This is a genomic window from Kineococcus glutinatus, from assembly GCF_039542765.1.
In the GTDB taxonomy this organism is placed as follows: domain Bacteria; phylum Actinomycetota; class Actinomycetes; order Actinomycetales; family Kineococcaceae; genus Kineococcus_A; species Kineococcus_A glutinatus.
In genome coordinates this window covers 1-4,275 of the sequence record NZ_BAABIL010000276.1, presented here as the reverse complement: position 1 = coordinate 4,275, position 4,275 = coordinate 1, and the positions used below count along the sequence as shown (strand labels likewise).

Genomic DNA, 4,275 nt, shown 5'->3' with positions numbered 1-4,275 from the left:
CCCGCGGAGCGCCAGCGCGTGCGGCCCGCCGTCGTCCCGGCCGCCGCGCAGGACCTGCCCGCCGGCCTGGCCCCCGCCTCCGGCCCCCGCGTCGTGCGCCGCCGCCTCGACGGCCGGCCGTGGGCCCCCCTGAAGATCGCCTCCGGCTGCGACCGGCGGTGCACCTTCTGCGCCATCCCCGCCTTCCGCGGCTCCTTCCTCTCCCGCCCCGTCGAGGAGGTCGTGGCGGAGGCGCACTGGCTCGGTGAGCGCGGTGTCAAGGAGCTGTTCCTCGTCTCGGAGAACACCACCTCCTACGGCAAGGACCTCGGCGACCTGCGCGCGCTGGAGGGCCTGCTGCCGCAGGTGGCGGCCGCCCAGGGCGTGGAGCGCGTGCGCGTGTCCTACCTGCAGCCGGCCGAGGTCCGCCCCGGTCTGCTGGACGCCCTCACCGGCACGCCCGGGGTGGTGCCGTACTTCGACCTGTCGTTCCAGCACTCCGCGCTGGCGGTGCTGCGCCGGATGCGCCGCTTCGGCGGTACCGATCCCTTCCTGGCGCTGCTGGAGCAGGTGCGCGAGCGCGCGCCGCTGGCGGGGGTGCGCTCCAACGTCATCGTGGGCTTCCCCGGCGAGACGGAGGCCGACGTCGCGGAGCTGTGCCGCTTCCTGGAGGCCGCCCGCCTGGACGTCGTGGGCGTCTTCGGCTACTCCGACGAGGACGGCACCGAGGCCGAGGACCTCGACGGGCACCTGCCCGAGGAGGAGGTCGCCGCCCGGGTGGAGGCGGTGGGCCGCCTCGTGGAGGAGCTCGTCGCCCAGCGCGCGGAGGAGCGCGTCGGGGAGGTGGTGCGGGTGCTCGTGGAGCAGGTGGACGCCGAGGGCGTCGTCGGCCGCGCCGAGCACCAGGGTCCCGAGGTGGACGGCACCACGCTGCTGCGGGTGGCGGCGGGGAGCGCCGTGGCCGTCGGCGACGTGGTGAGCGCCGAGGTGGTGGCCAGCGAGGGCGCCGACCTCGTCGCCGTGCCCCTCGCCGTGCCCGTGACCGCAGCGGGTGGCCGCCCGTGACGGCCGGGGCGGCCCGGCACCCGTCGCGGCACTGGCGCACGGCGCACCGCTACCACCTGCCCAACGCGCTGACGGTGCTGCGCCTGGTCGCGGTGCCGCTCTTCGTGTGGCTGCTCGCCCACGAGGGCGGGCGGCTGACCGGGTGGCGGCTGGGGGCGTTCGCGGTGTTCCTCGCGGCGGTCATCACCGACCGCTACGACGGCCAGCTCGCCCGCCGCTGGGACCGCGTCACCGACTTCGGCAAGATCGCCGACCCCATCGCCGACAAGGCGCTCATCGGCGGCGGCCTCGTGGTGCTCTCGCTCATCGGGGAGCTGACCTGGTGGGCGACGGCGCTGATCCTGCTGCGCGAGGGTCTCGTCACGCTGGTGCGCTTCCTCGTCATCCGCCGCGGGGTCATCCCCGCGGGCCGCGGCGGCAAGGTCAAGACGGTCGTGCAGTCCGTCGCGGTGGGCCTGTACGTGCTGCCGCTGCCGGGCTGGCTGCACCCCGTGGAAGCGGTGGTCATGATCGCGGCGGTGGTGCTGACCGTGGTGACGGCCCGGGAGTACCTCGTCGCCGCCTACCGGCTCTGGCGGCCGGCTCGGGTGCGCTGACCGTGTCGCGCGATCCGGGCCCGGCCGGCGCACCGCCCGCGGAAGAGCCCCGGGCCGCCGCGGTGGTGGCGGCGTGCGCGGCGCGGGGCCTGACGCTGGCGACCGCGGAGTCGCTGACGGGCGGGGCCCTGTGCTCGGCGCTCGTGGAGGTCCCGGGCGCCTCCCGGGTGCTGCGCGGCGGGGTGGTCGCCTACGCCACCGACCTCAAGGCCCTGCTGCTCGGCGTGGACGCCGGCCTGCTCGCCGAGCGCGGCGCGGTGGACGCCGCCGTCGCGGCGGTGCGGGGGCTCGGGGTCCGGGCGCGGCTGGGCGCCGACGCCGGCCTCGCCACGACCGGGGTGGCGGGGCCCGACCCGCAGGACGGCCGCGCCCCGGGCACGGTGTTCGTCGCGCTGGCCGCGGCGTGGCTGCCCGAGGGGGTGCTGGTGCGCCGCCTCCACCTGGCGGGGGAGCGCCCGGCGGTGCGGGCGGCAGCGGTGGAGGCGGCCCTGGCCCTGCTGGCGGAAGCCCTGTAGGCCTCGGCCGGCCGCAGCCGCTCGCCCGCGGGTGCTTCACCTGCACCGTGCGGCCTCCTAGACTCGGTGCCGGCGCGCCTCACGCCCAACCCCAGACCGGTCCACCACGCGGGCCGGCACCGCGGGGCAAAGGGGACTCCGGGAGCCTCGGGGCACCGCACGGCCACGTCTTCGACCAGCGGACGGCACGGCTGCGGCGGCGGGCGGGGCGTGGGGCCGGCCGTCGCGTGCGCAGCCGGAGGGTCCGACATGACCAGCGGCAAGCAGTTGAAGGCGCGCGTGCGCGACCGGATGGCCCGCACCGGTGAGCGGTACGCCGTGGCCCGGGCGCACGTGCTGGGAGCGGCCGGGGGGAGCGGACCCGTCGTCGACGCCGGGTGGACGCTGCGCGGTGGCACCGACCCGGACACCGCCGCACTGGCCAACGTCCTCGCGCACCGCGGGGTCACCGGGCCGGACGGGCCGCTGACCGAGCCGCTGCTGCTCCTCGTCGGCGGCGGTCTGGGGGCCGGCTACATCCTGTGGGAGTTCGCGCACGACGACAGCCGCGTCGTCACCCTCGGGTTCACGCACTCCTGGCAGTACGTCGACCGCCGGCTGGCCGCGACGGTCGAGCGGCTCGGGCTGGACGTGACGTGGTCGCGCACCGGTGGCGCCGTCGCCGCGGCCCGGGCGCTGGCCCGGGCGCTGGCCGCCGGGGACCCGGCCGTCGTCTGGCCGGACCGCTACCACGTCGGCTACTGGCACCTGCCCGCCTTCCTCGACGGTCACGGCGGCCACCCCGTCGTCGTCTACGCCGCCTCCGGCGACCGCGTGCACGTCGACGACCGCACGCTGGCCCCGCTGACCGTGCCCACCGCCGACCTCGACCGGGCGCGGGCCCGGGTGGGCAGCTACCGGAACACGATGCTCGTCGTGCGGTCCTCGGACGCCGTGGTCCCGGCCGACCGGCTGCGCGCCGCGGTGCGGGACGGGCTGGTCGCGACGGTCGAGCACCTGTCGGGTTCCTCGACGTCGTTCGCGCTGCCCGCGTGGCGCAAGTGGTCGCGCCTGCTCGTCGACGAGCGCGCGGTCAAAGGCTGGCCGGCGGTGTTCGCCGACCGGCGCGGGCTGCTGCGGGCGCTCGCCGGGGTGTGGGAAGCGGTCGAGCCTGCCGGGATGGGCGGTGGGCACCTGCGCGGGGTGTTCGCCGACGGGCTCGTGCAGGCCGCCGCCGTCCTGGGGGAGCCGGCGCTGGCGGGGGAGGCGGAGCGGTGGCGGGAGATCGGGCGGCGCTGGCACCTGCTGGCCGAGACCGCGCTGCCGGACGACGTCCCGGCGATCGCACGGCTGCGGGAGCTGACCGCGACGGTCAGCGGTGCCGTCGCCGAGGGCGATGCCGGGGCCGCGGAGCGCGCCGCGGCCGCCGAGGAGCTGTGGCGGCTGCGGGACGAGCACGCGGGGGCGCCGCTGGACGAGGCACGCCTGGCCCGGGTCCGCACGACCATGAGCGAGCACCTCACGGCGATCCACCGGGCCGAGGCGAGCGCCGTCGCGTCGCTGGGGGCGGTGCTCGGCCGTTGAGCGGGCAGGTCCTCCCGGATGCGGAACACGGGGTTGCCGTCGAGAGTTGAGCCCGATGTGCTCAGCCTTCGTCCCGCAGCGCCGTCCGGCCGCCCCTCGGGGTACCGTGGTCACTCCGTCACTACCAGCCACCGGGTGGGGGAGCAGCGTCCCGCACCGGCCGCGCTGGCCACGCCGGCGCGGGCGGGGAAGGGGGGTCGTCCCGTGGTCGTCCTGCGACGCACGATCGGTGACGTGCTGCGCGAGCAGCGCCGTCGCCAGGGCCGCACGCTGCGCGAGGTGTCCGCCACCGCGCGCGTCTCCCTCGGCTACCTGAGCGAGGTCGAGCGGGGCCAGAAGGAGGCGTCCAGCGAGCTGCTGGCGTCGATCTGCTCCGCGCTGGACCTGCCGCTGTCGCACGTGCTGCACGAGGTCACCCAGCGGGTCGCGGACGCCGAGGGCGTCGGGGGCCGCCTTCCCGCCGCGGCGGTCGTCGCCGCACCACCGGCCGCCGCGGGGCCGGTGTTGGAGGTGGCGGCCGCCGAGCGCGAGCGCGCCCGGGCGGCGGTCCTCACCCT

At 77.6% G+C, this 4,275-nt stretch carries 5 protein-coding genes; all 5 read left to right on the top strand.

Features of this window, described 5'->3' with window-relative positions; translation table 11 throughout:
• A partial coding sequence (locus ABEB16_RS11145; RefSeq protein ID WP_345712323.1) for a radical SAM protein occupies window positions 1-1,044 on the top strand: 1,044 nt, incomplete at its 5' end.
• Window positions 1,041-1,640, top strand: coding sequence for a CDP-diacylglycerol--glycerol-3-phosphate 3-phosphatidyltransferase (gene pgsA, locus ABEB16_RS11140; protein WP_345712322.1), 600 nt, complete (start codon window positions 1,041-1,043; stop codon window positions 1,638-1,640). The genes ABEB16_RS11145 and pgsA, both read left to right, overlap by 4 nt.
• Before the next feature lie 2 nt (window positions 1,641-1,642).
• Window positions 1,643-2,155, top strand: a complete 513-nt coding sequence (locus tag ABEB16_RS11135; protein WP_345712321.1) for a CinA family protein — start codon at window positions 1,643-1,645, stop codon at window positions 2,153-2,155.
• Between the two features lie 249 nt (window positions 2,156-2,404).
• Window positions 2,405-3,718, top strand: a complete 1,314-nt coding sequence (locus ABEB16_RS11130; RefSeq protein WP_345712320.1) for a BtrH N-terminal domain-containing protein — start codon at window positions 2,405-2,407, stop codon at window positions 3,716-3,718.
• Between the two features lie 204 nt (window positions 3,719-3,922).
• On the top strand, window positions 3,923-4,275 hold a 353-nt coding region (locus ABEB16_RS11125), incomplete at its 3' end, for a helix-turn-helix domain-containing protein (RefSeq protein ID WP_345712319.1).

Excerpts from the sequence above, each read along its gene's own strand:
- ABEB16_RS11130 (WP_345712320.1), top strand. The coding sequence starts at position 2,405 with ATGACCAGCGGCAAGCAGTTGAAGGCGCGCGTGCGCGACCGGATGGCC.